Annotated in this window: 12 protein-coding genes; 3 read left to right on the forward strand and 9 right to left on the reverse strand. The window is 52.6% G+C overall.

Translation table 11 applies throughout. The features are described from left to right. The first annotated feature begins 381 nt into the window (after positions 1–381). A complete protein-coding gene (locus ABWV64_RS15435; RefSeq protein ID WP_353346885.1) occupies positions 382–942 on the forward strand; it encodes a metallophosphoesterase in 561 nt (186 codons plus the stop codon). Positions 943–1,077: 135 nt separating this feature from the next. Here the strand turns inward: ABWV64_RS15435 and ABWV64_RS15440 are convergent, their stop codons facing one another. From ABWV64_RS15440 to ABWV64_RS15465, 6 genes are all read right to left on the reverse strand, one after another. Continuing rightward, a complete protein-coding gene (locus tag ABWV64_RS15440; protein WP_502902683.1) occupies positions 1,078–1,305 on the reverse strand; it encodes a hypothetical protein in 228 nt (75 codons plus the stop codon). Between the two features lie 75 nt (positions 1,306–1,380). Then, on the reverse strand, positions 1,381–3,246 hold the full coding sequence (locus ABWV64_RS15445) for a TniQ family protein (protein ID WP_353346887.1): 1,866 nt from the start codon (positions 3,244–3,246) through the stop codon (positions 1,381–1,383). Beyond that, positions 3,246–4,223 carry a TniB family NTP-binding protein gene (locus ABWV64_RS15450; protein ID WP_353346889.1) on the reverse strand — a complete coding sequence of 326 codons (978 nt, stop codon included), beginning with the start codon at positions 4,221–4,223 and terminating at the stop codon, positions 3,246–3,248. The genes ABWV64_RS15445 and ABWV64_RS15450 overlap by 1 nt, the downstream gene beginning before the upstream one ends. Then, positions 4,220–6,373, reverse strand: a complete 2,154-nt coding sequence (locus ABWV64_RS15455) for a TnsB C-terminal domain-containing protein (protein WP_353346891.1) — start codon at positions 6,371–6,373, stop codon at positions 4,220–4,222. The genes ABWV64_RS15450 and ABWV64_RS15455 overlap by 4 nt, the downstream gene beginning before the upstream one ends. Next, the gene (locus ABWV64_RS15460; protein WP_353346893.1) at positions 6,370–7,047 is read right to left on the reverse strand and encodes a hypothetical protein; all 678 of its coding nucleotides are present in this window, start codon (positions 7,045–7,047) and stop codon (positions 6,370–6,372) included. Before ABWV64_RS15460 ends, ABWV64_RS15455 begins: the two co-directional genes overlap by 4 nt. Before the next feature lie 228 nt (positions 7,048–7,275). After that, complete coding sequence (locus tag ABWV64_RS15465) at positions 7,276–7,509, reverse strand: hypothetical protein (RefSeq protein ID WP_353346895.1); 234 nt, start codon at positions 7,507–7,509, stop codon at positions 7,276–7,278. A 646-nt stretch (positions 7,510–8,155) separates the two neighbouring features. Between ABWV64_RS15465 and ABWV64_RS15470 the strand changes: the two genes are divergently transcribed. Together ABWV64_RS15470 and ABWV64_RS15475 are read left to right on the forward strand one after the other, a co-directional pair. Further along, positions 8,156–8,659, forward strand: coding sequence for a hypothetical protein (locus tag ABWV64_RS15470; protein WP_353346897.1), 504 nt, complete (start codon positions 8,156–8,158; stop codon positions 8,657–8,659). 300 nt (positions 8,660–8,959) lie between these two features. Beyond that, the gene (locus ABWV64_RS15475) at positions 8,960–12,844 is read left to right on the forward strand and encodes an anti-phage protein Upx-like protein (protein ID WP_353346899.1); all 3,885 of its coding nucleotides are present in this window, start codon (positions 8,960–8,962) and stop codon (positions 12,842–12,844) included. 41 nt (positions 12,845–12,885) lie between these two features. Here ABWV64_RS15475 and ABWV64_RS15480 read toward each other — a convergent pair whose 3' ends face one another. From ABWV64_RS15480 to ABWV64_RS15490, 3 genes are all read right to left on the reverse strand, one after another. Continuing rightward, positions 12,886–14,073, reverse strand: a complete 1,188-nt coding sequence (locus ABWV64_RS15480) for a hypothetical protein (protein ID WP_353346901.1) — start codon at positions 14,071–14,073, stop codon at positions 12,886–12,888. A 153-nt stretch (positions 14,074–14,226) separates the two neighbouring features. Next, positions 14,227–15,534, reverse strand: a complete 1,308-nt coding sequence (locus ABWV64_RS15485; RefSeq protein ID WP_353346903.1) for a YecA family protein — start codon at positions 15,532–15,534, stop codon at positions 14,227–14,229. A 115-nt stretch (positions 15,535–15,649) separates the two neighbouring features. After that, positions 15,650–16,567, reverse strand: coding sequence for a hypothetical protein (locus tag ABWV64_RS15490; protein WP_353346905.1), 918 nt, complete (start codon positions 16,565–16,567; stop codon positions 15,650–15,652). Positions 16,568–16,639 lie beyond the last annotated feature (72 nt).

A 16,639-nucleotide genomic window follows, 5' to 3' on the forward strand; every position in this document is an offset into this window, starting at 1 on the left:
AAAGTCCCGCATTGCAGTCATCGCCGAAAGACGCCTCGAATGACAAGTTACGCAACCGCCGGATGATTGGCGATTCCGCTACAAATCGCGAACGTCGCGGAACGGGTGTTATGTAAACCGCCCTCAGGTTGAACGAGAGGGGTCAAATCTCAGCGATTCCATGTGAAACTTGAGGCCCTCGACGGGGGATACTCGATCCTGGATGGCCAAATACACAAGAACCCGCTATGGAACCTGCATGACGAAATCGCGCAACCAAATACCCCAAACTTAGCGCTCGCACATCTTTGCGGGCGGTTTCGCGCTGTTCGCTCATGATGATCGCCATCTCCGCATACATCCGTCTCCGTCCGCGTCACCAACGCACAACGGAGAACACATATGGCCAATTGGTATACTGCCGACACCCATTTCGGGCATGAAAATATCATCGGATTTTGCAGTCGCCCCTTTGCCAGCGTGGGACAAATGGATGCTACCATGATCGAGAACCTCTGGGCGACAGTAGGCCCTGATGATGATCTGTGGATTGTCGGTGACTTTGCGTTTGGCCCCAAAGCCAAAGAGTCCTCCTACCTCGCTGAGGTCTTCGGCCAGCTACCTGGTGCCCGCAAGCACCTGATCTTGGGCAACCATGATCGGGAGCCGACGCTGGCCTTGCCTTGGGCCAGCATCTCACATCTTGCCGAGGTACGGGACGGCGCCAAGAACCAAGCGCACACACTTTGTCACTACCCGATGATTACGTGGAACCACGCGCGTCGCGAAGCGCTTCAGCTTTTCGGCCATGTGCACGACAACTGGGAAGGTTCGCAAAACAGCGTAAACGTTGGTGTCGATGTTTGGGATTTTATGCCCGTGCGTTTCGAAGACATCATCCGCCGCGCCCGCTCACTGCCCGTCAACAAGCATTGGGCAGACGTCGAGCCAAACACGATGTAAAGGAAGTCATCCCCTCTTAGAAAGACTATTCTCCCTGCGCGACCTGCGAGGTTTCGCTAATTGAACCGGCATACCCGTCTAGCATTTCGAGCGGCGCAATCCTAAGCTTTCTCATCTTCGCAAATTATGTAGATATTATCCCTCCAACAGAATCCGGTTCTTCAGGTTTTGATGCAAACGTTCGGTCTTGCCCTTTGTTTGATGGTGGTATGGTGTCCCTCTGAATCTATCCATTTTCTTCTCTTCCAGCCATTCGGCAAGTTCACCCGAGATGTTACTGGCCCCGTCGTTGCTCAGCGGCCTAGGATTGTGCAGGAAGGCCGCCGGATCACAGCCTGATGCCTGCAGGGCCGGATCCAGCATATCGGCCATTTCCAACACAGCACCCGAAGAACCTGTAGCCTGAAGTTGGCCCGCTTACCAAACGACGACAAGCTTTCACGGATCCGGCCAAGCGATTTCTGCATGCTTTAGCGGAAAACGTTTTTTCCGCTCTTCCTCCCCAGACAGGACTTCGCTTCGCACGAAGATCCGACCTCCGCACTCTTCCCACATTTGAATAGACGAGACCCGTTCCCTGATTAACTGATCGGTTATCTTCCGAGTCTTATACCCCAGAAACTCGGCATAGTGCTTTCCAGGAATATATCGCTCGAGGAACTGATCGACAGAGCTATAAGGCACCACCTGGACAGACTTACGGGAGATCGGGTGACGTGCACGAACCAGCTCCAAATAGCCTTCGTCCACCAGGTAACGGACGGCAGATGCATTCACCCCAAGGAAACCCGACAGAGTGGAACGCAGATATCCATTTGGCTTGATCAAGCGCAACGCATCAGCGACCTCTTCCGGATCCAGGAGCACCGATAGATACCCTTCTTGTTCGACATCCCTCGCAATGGTGTTCAGATCGCCTTTCTGTATCAGTCCCACAACTTCGACCGCACCGGCAACAGCCTTGCGGCAAACCGACTGAATTCCGACAAGCCCCTCTGCTTTCGTGGCTGTTTTATGCGGAACGATGCTGGCGAGAAACGCGTCGAGTTGCTTTTCATCGTAGTAGGGTCGCCTAACTGGGGAGCCCGCAATCGGAGCAATTACCCCGCCTGCAACCAGCACACTAAACTGCGCCCTTGGAGCATTAATCTTCTTCTGTGCTGCAACCTGACAGATCGCCCCTGCAAAACTGTTGACAAGTGGCGCTACCGCCTGTGCGTCGAGCACAACATTAGTCACAGCTTTGCCTGAATGATCGTCCAGCTTTAGAAACCCATTGGCACATAGGAGCTCAACAGTCTGGCGGTGCCCTAGCCCAAGTTCGCGCCGCAAAGTTTCAACACTGTGGACACGGCGCGCTGTGCAGGTTTTACCAAGCACGTCACCGCCCTCGCCTATGGGATAGGTTTCAACGAAGAATTTCCTGACCAGATCCTGTAGGGGCTCGTATTGCTCTGCATGAGATTGCTCGAGCCAGTTGTATAAACAGCCGTAGTTTCTGCGCGAGAGTGATATGGGAGAGTCGGCGCCAAGATGAAGCCGTCGTAACAGCCGCAACAAGCCTTCTTCGCCCTCTGACAGGATTTCAAAGCCTCGCGCAGCTGCACAACGCTTTTCTTCTTCTGACAAGAACTTCGGTTTCGCAGCAACACCGAACAGGTCCACAACACCGAAGATTTCAGCACCAATCGCAACCGCACCATACTCCATGCTGTCGAGCCAATTGCCCTGGCATTCACCTTCGAGCCGACGGGTCAGATAGTCTTCGAGACCTGTTGATGCTTGCGGCACGCCAAGTTCTCTCAACTGATCTTCCCCCAGACCAAAGTCACGAATTCGCCCTGCAAAATCATGTGGCCCACGGCTGTGCGAATAGCTGTCGTCGTCATACAGCCTGACCTGGTGGTGGCGGCATGTCCGGATCGAAGGCACATGCCAGGCACATCTTTGTGCCGCACTACCGGCAGTGTCTGTCATGATGTCATCCGCGACACATTCAGGACAGAACCGCAGACGCCTGCGCGTAATCCACCGTTTCTCGACAAGCTGCCCGGCCAGCCGGTATTGCCCAGTCGACACTTTGCAAACGACACCGCGCATCAGTTGAGCAAGTTCTACTCCGCCAAGCTGGGCGAGGCGCGAAAGGGCCCTTTCATCGCCGTCAGCGATGGCCTGAAGCGTAAAGCCCTGATCGGTGCAGAACTCCGAGGCAAAGGAAAGACCATTCGTCCAGGCAAGCCGGGATGCGAAGGATGCTGGGGTCTCCCCCGGCATCAATGGGATGAGGATCGGCAAAACCTGCATTATGCAGCCCCCCTCTTGATTGCTGGCGTAATCTCCAGCTCTGCGCCGCTGAGAAGCTGACCCGTCTTAATGGAGCGGAAATTCTCAGCAATGAATGGGTTTAATGCATCAACACAGCGCTTCTGTTTGCGATAGGCCCCCGCGAAGTGTTTTAGCTCAAGGGCTTGGCTCCCTTCGCGCAATGACAGATTGATAGCCGATATGATCAGCCCAATTTTCGACCCGAACTCGTAGCGGGCCGCATGTAGCAGTCGTCGTACGAACGTCGAATTATCGAGCGTCTTGCCGCGCGAAAGTTTTGCAGCATCAAGATAAGCGTCCAGTACCGCCGTCACCTCGTGCCCATGGGAGGCAAATGTCATTGGCATAAAGTGTACCGGATCGAACCGGCGGCTAAGCTGGTCATCTCGGTTGATCAGATCCAGCAGTTCGCAGGTGCCGCTGAGGATTAGGCTGACCGGCCACTCAGCGTATTCCAGGCACGATTTCCAGACCAGCATCACCTGATCAAACTCAGACTTCGACTTGGTCCGAAGGATATGCTGCGCCTCGTCAAAATGTAGGAAAAGCGTCTTATGTGAACGCGCCTGACGCATCACCTGCCGCCAGATCGAATGTCCCGTCCGGGCACCTTTGCTCTCATAGCCATATGCCTCGAGGGTATCGAGACCGACACCCTTGATCGTGGCCTCCGACGCCAAGCGAACTGTCAAAGCCTGATTATACGGTTTTCCATAAGCCACATGCGGATGCTTCTGCAGAAGATGTTCGATGCCAAAACTCTTGCCAGCACCTGCATTGCCAATGACAACAATGCCGCGTTGCGCTGTCACCCGGCCAGCAGCTGTATGCGCTTTGCGTCGGTAGAGAATATCGTCGATCTGCTCCCGGAGTTCCAGGTAAGTGTCATGAGCGATAAAGCGGTGTTCAAGGTCAGCCACGATGTGGCTGACCTCCTCACGGGACATATGCGTCATTGCCCGTCCTCCATCCGCCAGCGAGGACGCGAGACCGGCATGGTCTTCTCCGCGTCATCGTTCTCAGGCGTTTTTGCCGACACCTGAGGTAGTGCCACCTCGGCCTTGGCGATCACGCCATCAAGGAGAGCTCGTTTTTTCCTGGACACCGTGGGAGCAATACCCGCAATGACTTCCAGGCCGAGCCAGAGATGCTCTCGATTGCGCTCAACATCTGCCTTTGTCGGAGCAAGCGCCGAAAGCCCGAGCCTCTGCGAGGCCGCGCGGTCCTCTTCAGAAAAATCGGCAAAGGCCTGATCGATTATATCCTGTGTCAGTTCTGCTTCCGCCTCGAAACGGCGGCGCAAATTGGTGCAGGCCTCCGTCCAGAGATCCAGCGACAGACCATCAAACCCTTTCGCCAGGGGGCGGGCAACAACCCAGACACCATCGAGATTAACTTCGATGAGGCCAAGATCCTGATGATCCACCCGGATTTCAACTTCGAGATCGGGATTGGACAGGAAATGATGCCGGACCAACTCACAGGTGTAGAAGATGCCCGCAAAGCGAACCCCGCGCCCGGAAATACTCCGGGTATATTTCCGACCGAATGCACCGAGGCGCTCAATCCGGCTCGGAGGGCGGGGCTTGCCAACGGTCGAGCACAATTCCCGCCAGCAGTTCAGCGGTGTCTGACCTCCGATGCCTCCATGGGGTTTGTTGTTGTATACATCGACAACGAAGCGAACCAGGATCCGGGTCAACTCGTCATCCGCGAGCGCAGCATAATCTTCAGGCTCAAAATCACCTTTTTCGACGATGTTTGAATAGGTGCGTGCGCTCAGGCATTCCATCAGCTCCACACCGAAGGTTCTGAAACAACGCTCGATATGTCCGCGAAGCTTGGGCACGCCCGCAGGTGGAAACATGACCGTTCCCCGGAGATCTGTCACAGCTCCCCGGAAATCAAAATTCGCAAAGGCCGTCCCCTGGTCTGAGGCAACAGTTTCAAAACCGGTGCCGGGCCAGTCCGGAAGTGCACAACCAAAGAGACGGGCAAGGTCCGCCTTATCCCGGGTTGCCAGATCCAACGCCGCGATTGCATCTTCGGCTTTCGGGGTCGCGCAGACCTTCACCGAGAGGATCAGTCGCGTTCGCACATCAATCACGACATAGATCCAGCGTCGCCCTTTTGGCAGAGCTTTGATCTGTTCCTCAGTCAGCTGACCGAACACACCCGCCTCTGCAAAGAAGGTGATCAGGTCGACTTTCCATTCATCGATTTCCAGCCGCTCTCCGGGGCGTAGGACATTCAGACCTTCGCCGATAATTGCAAAATGCCGGTTGGCCGCTTCCAACCCCTGCCGTTGGCACATCACATGATAAGGCTCAAGACGACATATCTCCCTGTAGATTGTACTTTCTGCGGGAATGGCCAAAGGCGGCAGGCCCTGGTTTATCCGATACGCGTTCGCCAGCCGGAATGCTCGCTTGGTCTGGCGAATGACACTCTTCTTCGACGGGCGCTTGAAACTCGCATATCGATCCGCGCATTTGCGAAGCAGGGCGGCGCTCTCGGGTCCAAATTTAACCTTCGTCCGTCCCGCCAGATAACGTTTGTCTATGAGCGCGAGAATACAGCGGTTTCCGGCCTGATAGGCCCGCACCCAACGCAACAGGCTCGAGGAGCCTGGCGGATCAATCTCGTCTCGCGACCGCTTCTTGCCTCCATATTTGCGCTTCCCGGCATCCTTATCAGGCTGTGGAATCTGCACCGTGATTTCCTGCGCCACACTCCGGATCCAGATCTCCACATCTTTCCAATAGCGGCCGATCTCTCCGCGTGCTTCAGCATCCAGAAAAAGATCGCACCAGGCCTGACGGAAGAAGACTGTTGCGCGCTGTTTTGCAGGCAGATGGGTGACGATCTGATCCGCAAACTGCACACGTTGTCGGGCGGCCTCTTCACTGTGATAGCCATCCTGGATAACAAGTTTACCTGATTTCAGACCTGTGCTGATCTCGTCATAAGTAAGCTCGTCAAAGACAATTTCTCCTTCACTCCAGCGACTGATGATGACACCTAACGGCCCTTGCTCCACGAGAAGACCCGGGACGCCACCTTGCTGAAACTGCGAATAGGGCTCGAGACGAATGATATCAGTCATTGCACGCCTCCCTCGATTAGCATGCCCAGATCGATAACCCCGTCCTGTATCGGGCGCAGGACACCTGCATAGATTGCTTTGAATATTTCTGGCCAGGCCCTGCCACCGATTGCTGCTCTCACTATCAGCTCTCGGATCGAAACCGGCAGATCGATCTCAGACGCAAGCTCTGCGATTATTGCAGCCGCTTCCGGGTCATCCTCACGCCTGTATGCAAACAAGCGCCGTGCATTCAGCGCCTCCCACTGGTCGTAGTTTTCCTCAGTGATCAGCACCAGATTATCCGCGAAATCATCTGGCATCGCTGCCGCCACATAGCCCAGTTGTGCCTCAAGGTTCTGAGCCCTGGCGCGTTCTGCCGGTTTGACCTCGGCAGCAAACCTGCTCCCGTCCGTTAATGTGTAGAGCTGATCCACAACCTTTCGGCGCGCGCGACCATCCGCGTCGACATACTCGATGGCAGGCGGCTGCTCGACCATATCCGCCACGGGATAGAGCGCTGATGTCGTGGTGAAGGCATCAAACTCAGCGAGACTGTCAAACACGACTTTCTGACTGTCTCCCCCATGCGGGCGGAACCCGCCTGTTTCAACATATGTGCGCCAGCGCGAACCCTCAGACAGATTGCGTGTTGAACGGCTGCCCAGTGGGGCTTTGAAGATTTCTTTTTCCATGTTTTTTTAATGGTGTGCGGGATCACTCCCTGACCAATAGGGTTAAGGTGAACCGCACACATTCCTCTTGTCGAATGGTGGAAGGCGACCGAACTCGACCAATCGGGTCAAAAGACTCGGCCGCCAGACTTGACTTTTGAGGGGATTCGAGAGACCTTCTGAGTGTCGGGTACCAATCGACGTGAAGGCCCCTGAGAGTCCGCTCTCGGGGCTTTTCTATTTTCTAGATCATCGCTTCTCCTCCTTTGTCCCTGAGACCACCGCTGGCCACAGGTCTTCGACGCGAAACCCCGTGCGCGCGGCGATGGCCGCCTCAATCGCCGCCGACCGCTTGCGCCCGGCAAGTACGTTCGACACCGCTGGCCGACTGTACCCGATGCTTTCAGCGAACTCTTTGATCGTGGTGTTCGACATCCCGAGGTGCAGTTTCACGATCTGCTGGCGCATTTTATTGGCATCCATGGTTCACGGCCTTTGGCAGAGACTGGTATTTACGCTGGTGTCGGAACGAACGTTCCAACACCCCCGATTCTAGGGGCATCTCCGTTAGACAATCAAGAGCCAATCCGGCCCCAAACAACCCGTAAATGCATGATTTTCAAGGTTAGTTTTGATTATTAACTTACGTTAGGAGCGCACTGCGTGAATGTTCAATTCTGCTATTAACGTAAGTGGTGAAACAGACGTTTCAGGGAGAGGGAAATGCCGTGAGGCGGTTACGCCCTCAAAGCGTTGTGTGCGACGGCTTCAGGTAAACTTGACCCCCTCGCTACGCAATTTCTGAACTCGCCAGGCACGCAACAATATCTTCGATCAGGTAGCTGCGAAGCATGGGAGCGTAAGCCACTAAGCCTGCGCAAGCATCGGCCCAGAGCGAGCTTTGGGCGCGACGCTCGGTTTCGGCGACTACAACTCACTCTTCGGGCATTCGCCGCAACCCTGAAACCCGAACTTGATCGTACTGACGGATCGAAGTTGCAGCAGCCTATTCCAATCGTGGAAAATGTCAGCGCGCAGCTGTTTTCTCAACGGTCCCGAGTACTTACATCTTGTTTCACAGGGCACTCCAAGAGAACCGCTCGCACCATTTTTGAAAAGGAAAAAATTGATGATTTACTCTGTTGCACCTTTGGGCGGTCAAACAATCGGCAAAGCCGCAAGTCGAGAAGATGCCTGGTGGCTTTGTTGCCGCTACGGTCTAAAACCATTTCCCTTAGATGATGCCTCAGCGGTGAGATTAGAGGACGCTGCAAATGGAGTGAAGGTATGGACTGTTCCCTGCGAGCATACCCAATACCCATATGACCGTGCTGCCTTCGAAAATCGGCATCGTGATGACTTGGCCGCACTAGAGAATGGCCTTCCAGCATGGCCTATTGCTGAAGAAAATGGGATAGCATTCCAGACGTTCAAACAACGGATCAAACGAGGCTGGTCGGTTGAAAGAGCCGCAACTGAAGGGGTACGGGAAACAGCGCATAACCCAGATGACGAATGGGAAGTAATCGCGTTAGAAAACGGTTTATCGGTCCGCGCATATCGAAGTCGTGTTCAGGCTGGTTGCCCAGAAAGCATCGCCGCGACAATGGGCTTAAGTTGGCGGAATTGGTAAGATACCGCATTTAACGGGCACAACGGCCCATTCCAGACTGAAAGCGTGTTAGCCTATGCCGCAGTGTAGCTTTGCCAAAGTGGATGTTAGTCTGAGTTGCTGTCATAGGCAAAATTGGACTGAACACTGGTATCTCTGCGTCTCCTCGATCGCAGTGGTAAGAGCAAACGAAAGATACTAGTGTGTCCTTCCCGCAGTCCGACGCGCACCAGATGGATGTACTATCGCCGAAAGAACTTGGCTTGGCGCAGTTCTTGCAACTGAAGCGGGACACAACGAGCAGCAAGTGATTTCGCGAAAATGAACGAAGAAGATGACGTATTTAAGCTGATTTCAGACTTCATCAAAGGCAAGTCTGGCCCACCTGACATGAGTACCGCGCAGCTATCGGTAACGGGCCAGCCGAACACTGATGAAATCATTCTGCCACAGTTGAGCAGGGACTACGGTGATTTCGCAGCAGAGTATCCCCTAGTCATTCGGGCTATGAAGCACTGTTCACTTAGTTCTTGCCTGTCATGTTTTGGCGCGATGCTGACCCTGCCTGAGTTCCAATCTAACAATCGCCGGCTTGAAATCCTTATCCACCTCGCGCTTATGTTCGCGCGGGGCCGGGTTTCAATCACTCCTGGAAAGGCCTCCGCTTGGTTTAACCAACTTGACGAAGGCACATGTGGCCGCGTGGAAGATCCTGCAGAGGATGTTTTCGTCGCTCCGGTTGCGCTCTCATCAGAATCATTTCTGGTTTTCGAAGGCACCGCGGAAGGAAACGCATTTCAAACACAGATTTTCCTGAATGCTCTAGATGATATGCCCGATCGCGGAGCCTATCTCGCTCTGAAAAACTCGGTGCGGGCGCTCTTGAGAGTATCTCAGACGATGGCTGAACAAGTTGGAGTTGACGAGTTCCTCGTTGGAAACACAGCACCAGCTTCAAAAATTAGAAAGCCGGGCGCTGAAGTCTGGTCACAGCTGATGAAGAACGTCACCTATTCTTTCGATGAGTTGGATGAAATTGGTGTCACCAGGCAAGAGCTACATCCCTTCATCATTCATGAAGATACCTTTGAGCTACTAGACAAGCTCCAACCTGGTCACACCCCTGTCGAGGCGCATCCGGTTTACGAGACAAAGAAAGGTCTGATATTTTTTGCGCCAAGCGTCATAGGCTTGGCAATCCGCCATTTCATCATTGAGCAATGTATTGAAGCAGACATGCAAGAGGTTTTGCACGCCTCGATTACAAATGCATATACCCGTCTTTTCTCATCAGAGCCATTTTTGGGGGATACTCGCCTTACGCCCCAACTTGCAAAATATGCTGGTCTTTATGTATCCCATGCCACGAAAGAAATCGACTCGGGCAGATATCTTCACGTTGTTTTCGTGGTCGATAGCTTCGACGGCTATGAGAATGGTACTTTTGCAGGACACAACGACTTCGACAAGACGGCCGACTTCGTAGGGCGCGCAATAGAAGAAGCACACAGCGAGGTTTCGGAAAGAGCTGGATATCGGGAGGCTGTCACCCTTGTCATCGGCTGTGGTTGGGGGCGCGGATTTGGGTTTGGGTTGCATGAACTACCACCAAACTGGCGCATTGAAATGATGCCTGCCTTTGACGCCTTCACTTTGTCGCGTCTCCCTTCGTTTTCATCATTGGAGATATTCCGTGTTTTGGATGCAAAGCGCAGCGCCGAGGCGATGGGGATTGAAATCCTAAATGCTAACGGATTACTGAACTTGTACGCGTGGATGAAGGAGAACCACGGGCATATTGTTCCGCACGAAAAGCTTCAGGACGATTTTCTGGATGCTCCCGGAGCAAGCTTTCTTCATCTACCGATTAACTCAAATCTGAACCTGCGTCAGAGAGCAAATCTTGGCGCGCATATTAAAACGCTGAGACGCCCCGATGGAACGCTGTCGCGATTTAGGCGGAACAGTGGGACGCCGAGATACGGCACCGATGAGCTATCTCCCTTTTATGTCGACCTTGAAGGTATCGGCGGTGACTTGTGGAGATCTGTCTATCTAGGAAAAAAGGGAACCTATTGGATAGAGGGTCGTGTCCCGCAAGGCACGGACGCTTCACTAAGCTACCACATGCTTGCGATGGTGATGCACTGGAGTGAACAGGTTTTCCGACACTTGGATGAAACTGTGACCACGGAAAACCTCAATGTCTGCCTTAAGGCATTTTTTGACGACCATGAAATGCCCGTGGAGGCTACGACCATCCCCGATGAGAAGGAGATATCTAGCCAAGTAAGTACGCAACCGATCGAAATTGCGGGATATACTGCCGCCAGAATTCAATTGCATGAGGGATATCTCCTCTCGTCGCAACGTCACGATAATCTCGGAGAGCGGATTGTCGTCCGTGCAATGGTTTCCAGTATTATTGGTCAGTTAAAAGACACCGTTGACGACGAGCAAATCGAGGCCGTTGTAAGCGCCGTGATGCCCTCTGAACATGCGAGGCATTTTCACGGCTTTACCGTGCCAAACGTCCGCGATTTCATCAGGGACGATCTACCAAGATCAGTCGTCAAGATCACATCTCTGGATGATGCACAGTCGCGCCTTGGTCTAGGTTGGAAGTGCCGCGACCCTTCGCAAGGCCTTTACATCAAAGGACTTCAGGACTGCAAAATTTATCTTCGCCAACTGGTTGATGCACTTGTGAGCGAACTGAAAGCCAGTCTTTCCAATTTCAACCGCCTTAAGACGATCTACGCCCTGCTTCGAAACCATGAAGCTGCGATGAAGGAATTCGAAACTTGGAAGAGAACCTTCGCTTCGGTGAATGCTCTAAGTACCGTCGAGGGAGGTGCGACGGATGAGGCTTCGGAGTCGATTGCAAAATTGAATGCCGCGAGCATGGCTTCCAGGCTGGTTGTGGAAGCTGCCGTATCAGAGTGCCCACTTGATGACGGTTTGACGCCGGGGCGGTATGATCTTGCTCAACTCATGTCGCGCGCCGCGCTGCTTCATCACCTTGGAGGCTATTCGGTTGCTATGGAAGCAGGGATGATGCCAGCGGAGATCAAGATATCCCCCGCAGGCGATGTGATGATGAATCACTCCTTCTCGGATGATGTCATCACACCCTTTGGACAGAGCTTTCAGTCGCAGGCACTACGCGATGCCGCTGATGCCTATGTTGAGAACTATGCCCAGCCACGGGCTTGGGAAAATGATCACCCAAAGTCGGACAAGTCAGAGTTGGATGAGAGTTTCGAACAGGCTTGGTTTGATGAGTATGGCTCTTCCATTGATGAGATAGCAGCAATTCTCGGCGGCTTCGAAACAATCGCTCATACCGATCGCAAGGCGGTGATGCCTATGCGGCTTTCCGAACTTTTGGCTCGTTTAGCAGCCGACACAGGGCTGGAAGAAGAGCGGTTAAGAGCGTGCCTAGAACCTTTCCTCTTCGCGCCCAGGGCATCATGGAACGTTGTACCGGAGGGTTTTGAGGAGTCGAGCTGGCACCCTTGGCGCTTCCAGCGCCAACTCTCAATAGTCTCACGACCGATCATTCAGCTCGACACGCGCCATGATCCGACCTGTCTTGTTGCTCCGGCAATGACATACTTGCACATTCTGAAATACGTCTCTGATGCGCGCCTTGGAGATTTTGACCAGAAGTTCTTTCGCGCTGGCGGAAGCATGTTCAAATGGATGGGCAGGATCAATGGTAGCGAGGGAGAAGAATTCAATGAAACGGTGGCGAAAGAGTTTCGTCGCTGTGGCTGGAAGGCCGGGTCAAATCTATCAGATGGGCAAATTCTCTCCCGTGCGAAAAAGCAGGGCTTTGGTGATGTCGATGTCTTGGCTTGGAACCAAGAACAAAGACGTGTGCTGGTTGTCGAGTGCAAGGACCTTTCCTTCGCCAAGACTATGGGCGACATCGCGCGGCTACTTAGCAAATACAAAGGCAAGGTAAAACCAAACGGAAAACCCGACCTTCTTCGAAAGCATTTAAACCGCTGCAAAGAAATCGAAGAAAACCGACAAGCGCTTTCGACTTTTGTAGGCTTCGAAGTGAACGAAATAGAGCGGGTTCTTCTCATGAGCCAAGCGACTCCCCTGCAGTTTGCAAAAGTTGGAGAGGAGAACAGCGTCGCAGTAGTAACGTTTCGGGAGATTGAACCGACTTTCGGCGGCGAACGAAGCGATTGATAACCTGGGTCTCATTGCCGAACTTGGCAACTTGTAGTGATCTAGTGCGGAACAGCTTTGTACTCACCAGCGTTTTCCAAAATTTTGCACATCGTGGAAAACGTACTAGAAAGGCCCGCAATGAGTTTTTCATAGATGTCAAAGAGCGATGCATCTGTTTCTAGGCCAAGGCGTCTTGTCACGGATTCCAACTGTGGCGAATTTGATCCCGGCGTCAAATGCGAGTATGCAACGCGCAGGTCGTAGAGCACATAAAGCGGCGACATAAGCGTCGCGACCTCTTTTTTTGATGCCATTGTTTCCACTATGGTCTGCAAACGCTTCAAACTTCCGGGCCCCGGAGATTTCGCGCCAAGGCTTTTTACAACTCCGTCGAGCGCAGCGTTGTCCAGAGACTCCAAATAGACCTTGTTCAAGGTGTCGGCGACGTGACGTCGCTCTTTCGGTGTATCGACGACTGGCGGGTTGAAAGAAAGCGCAAGATCATAAGCCTCCGCCTCGAGGTGACCAAATGCAACACCAAACCTGGAAAAGCTCTTGTTTAGAAATTCAGATCGAAGGCGGAACAGCTCTTCCTCTTTGGTAAGTTCGGTGAACACCGCTTCTATTTGACCGTCATAGAATTCGCTACCAAGTGAATGATCCGATGGAATGTTCTCTGAGCGCAGATAAAACTGCTCATTCTCGGGCAGCTTAGCGATATCCCCAAGCCACATGACGACATGTCCGTGACGATTGAGACCAAAACTTATGCTGTCTTCCTGAGTGTCAATTGATCCGTAAGTAGTCGACGCAAATTTCACCCTATAAGCAGGGGAGTTGTCGTACTTCAGTAGTACACTGCGATTAAAAAACACGGGCTGGAGGAAGCCTTCATCGAAGGAACGATACAAACCTGGAAGGTAGAAATAGTCGTCAGGGTCGAAGAGAAACGGCACATTTGTGAACCCGAATTTTTCGGTGTGTTTACGCCTTTCGACTCTAACCACCTTCGATGATCGTTCAAAAGCCTCTTTGTGAATATTTACTATCGCAAAGCGTGAACCGTCGGGAAGCTGTTCATGGCCGCATTTTGGGCACCTCAGTACGGGGAGACCGCAAATTTTAATAGCGACCCCGGAGACAATTTCATCGAAGTCAAAAAAAGCAAGTTCGGTGTGTGCATTGCAATTGCCGCAGTAGATACGCTGGGGAACACCGTCTTTAGGGATAATATCACTAATTTCCATAGTTCATCCAAATTGAAGTAAGGCTTACCGCCACTGAAACAGCAGAATATTCGCAGAATGCAATTGCATAAATTCTTATACGTTCCCCCCAAGGGGTCTCAAAATAATATTGGGTGGTGATGAGTCTATTTTGACCAATCATAGATTAGCCCGTTAACGTCCATGGCATTTTTTGTATTTTTTCCCACTGCCACAGGGACAAGGTTCATTCCGGCCTGTTTTCTTGGCTTTGTTAGCAGGCGGGGCAGTTTGTCCAGATCGGTTGAGCATCATCCTCCTAGCAGGTTGGCTCATTCGAGAGGCGTCCTCATAGATGTGGGCATTTTCGTTCGTCTGCGATGTGGGAATTTGAACTGCAAATGATTTTGCTTGATGATAAACACCATCTGCGCTGACCTCAGCAAAGACACCAATAACGTTCTTAGCTTTGAGCGCCACTGCGACTGCGCTTGCTTTGTTGTTCACTTGTGTCCAGTCGACTTGGCGATTGTATTGCTGAATCCAGACAAAGAGCGGGTCAGCATCGCCACCTAGAGAAAAGTAACGAAATGGGTGCTCGGTCAGGGTTTTCCGAAGATCAATCAGCATTTTCGCGAGATTATTTTTGCCCTCCCCGCCGAAGTCGCGGATATGACTTTCTGCTGAAAGCCATCCGCTTTCTTGAGTGGCATCAAGGGCATCAAGAATCTTCGACACCTCCACCGGGATTTCCTGCATAGGAAGCGCTTTAGTTTCCCAGTCCTCTCCTTCAAAGAACTTGTCAACAATCTCACTCATTCCATCCCACAAGACCATGTTGGCTTCACCGCCTTTGAGCTGTTCAGCCAAATCATGATCAAATCGATTTTTTGTCAGGTAAGCGCCAAGATGGTCAAACTCGTCAAAGAGATGAGCACGGCGAATCCTAGCTACGGATTGCCGAACCTCTAGGTAGTGGGCAAAAAAACCTGGCGTAGGCAAAAATCGCTTAAGCACAAACAAGTCGTCAATTGACAGCGAAATGAAGGCATGCTGTCCAAGCAACGGTTCGACTTGCGGCAGTTCCTTGCAGAATGTTGCGAGCGGCGAGAACGACTCGACAGTAAGTCCAATTGGCACCAACACGCGATAGTCGGAGCGGCGGACACGACCGCACTCTTGGTACTTGCCATCAATACGTTGATAAAGCGGCACTTCCTCTGCGGAATCAAGGTAACGAAAAAGACGGTCGCATTGCTGATGCGCCTTGAGCACCAAGTCTTGTACGGACTGAGCGTGGCGACCGAAATCTAGCTCAGGTGATGCAATGGTTGCAGCGGCTCCAGCTTTTGCTTCAACCAATATAAGTACATCATCAATCAGGATGAGCGTGTCGTTTTCGGACCACTGCTTGGTGGTGGGATCCTTGTAATAGACTTCCTGAAGTACTTTAGCTCCAGGGAGTTGGGCAGAGAGTATATCGGCGAAGGCCGCTTCGCTCATCAATTTCTGCCGATCTTCAAAAGCTTTCTTGTAGTCAGGCTTTCGCTGAAGAAGGTTGAAGAGGAGTGCGCGATACCCTGCGTCACGGGCAAAACATGGGTCCACAGCGTAGTAGTCAGACCCAAGTTGGATCAACGGTTTTTTTGCGAGCAGGCAGTGTCCGGTAAGGTGTACCAGCAAAGTCACCGGCAGCGAAGAATTCTGTTTCCTCCCCGCGACTGTAGGCCAAATCCGCTAGAAGCATCGGCGGGAGTTTGGTGTGACGGCTGACGTTGGCGACGCCACCGCGAAACATATCATCTATTGCTCGGCTTACGGTGCTCAGTTGTTCCGCGTTTTCCGCACCCCACGCTTCCGTGATGTCTTCTAGGGGCTTTTCATTTGCATCTGCAAAGGCCTGCGCCGCTTGAAACTGTTTCATAATCTCCGAAATAGCGTTGGCTTGGCCAGTACGTGTGGCGTTGGCCATCGCTTGGAAGCCTTCGGCGATATCGCCTGCACCAACGCCGTACACCTCTTTCAGAACATCATCATGCGGCGCCAGAACGTAGCGGTAAAACTCACCTTCTAAGACTTGGTAACGGTTTCCGCGCAGCATGACCCACGTAGACTTCGCGCGAAATTCAATATCAGCAGTGTCAGGACCGAATACGCCGGTTTTAGTTCCTGCTGATGAAACCATTGCGAAGAGCATTGCCTGCTCCCGCAGTTTTTGGCTGAGGTCATACAGTTCCACGCACTTAGGTTCATCGAACGTCATGTCGTCGGGTGCAGAATCGGATGCAAGCACTGCATGTACGTATTCAAGCAGAAATTGATTTTGGTTGATGAGGTCTTCTGGGCCGTCGGCTCCTGGCTGTTTCTCGTCGGTAATCCTTTTGTCGGTCATCATTTTCAGCGTGTGCTGAGCGTAGATGTAGCCAAGCAGATCGTGCGGAGGCATTGTCACTATCAACTCACGCATGCGTGCGGCGGTGGTCTGCATGTCTTTCAGAAGAACGACTTCAGATTCTTTTCGTTCTTTTTCGTCCATCAAGAAGGTTACCTTCTGTGTTGAAGAGGCAATTGCGGTTAACACCCACAGCGAACTTCAGCTTTTCCACTC

This window comes from Litorivita sp. NS0012-18 (assembly GCF_040371945.1).
Taxonomy (GTDB): Bacteria; Pseudomonadota; Alphaproteobacteria; order Rhodobacterales; family Rhodobacteraceae; genus Litorivita.